Source organism: Methylobacterium sp. WL103 (assembly GCF_008039885.1).
Lineage (GTDB): Bacteria > Pseudomonadota > Alphaproteobacteria > Rhizobiales > Beijerinckiaceae > Methylobacterium > Methylobacterium cerastii.
Window position 1 is genome coordinate 1 of record NZ_VRUX01001232.1, and the last position, 531, is coordinate 531.

Below are 531 nucleotides of genomic sequence, written 5' to 3' on the forward strand. Positions count from 1 at the left end.
GGCCTGGGCGTCGCGGCCGCGGGCCTCGATCGACGCGGCGACGCCGTCGCCGGCGGTCTCGATCTCGGTGCGGAGGGCTGCGCCGCGTCCGGCGATGTCGTCGGACAGGGCGGTGCCGGTCGCCGCGAAATGCGCGCGCAGGGCGTCGCCGGTCTCGGCGAAGCGGGCGGTGATCTCGCCGCCGGTCTGGGTGAAGCGCTCGGCCAACGCGTCGCCGCGGCTGAGGAAGGTGGTCTCCAGGCTTCCCGCCGAGCGCTCGAAGCTTTCGCGCACGGTGGCGCCCTGGCGGTCGAGGGCGTCGATCACGCCGGCGCCGGTCTCGGCGAGCGAACGCGCGACCTGGCTGGCGTTCTCGGCCAGCCGCTCGGTGAGCGCGCCGCCGGTGCTCTCGAACACGCGGGTCACGTCGGCCGCCCGGGTCTCGAACGAACGGGTCAGCGTCTCGCCGACCTCGGCGATCGAGCCGCGCACGCCCTCGCTGGTGGCGGCGAGCCGCGCGATCAGCTCGTCGCCGCGCCCCGACATCACGCC

1 protein-coding gene is annotated in these 531 nt (G+C 76.1%); it reads right to left on the reverse strand.

All coding sequences use genetic code 11. The annotated features are described in order from the left end of the window. On the reverse strand, nucleotides 1–531 hold a 531-nt coding region (locus tag FV222_RS30440), incomplete at both ends, for an apolipoprotein A1/A4/E family protein (protein ID WP_187277543.1).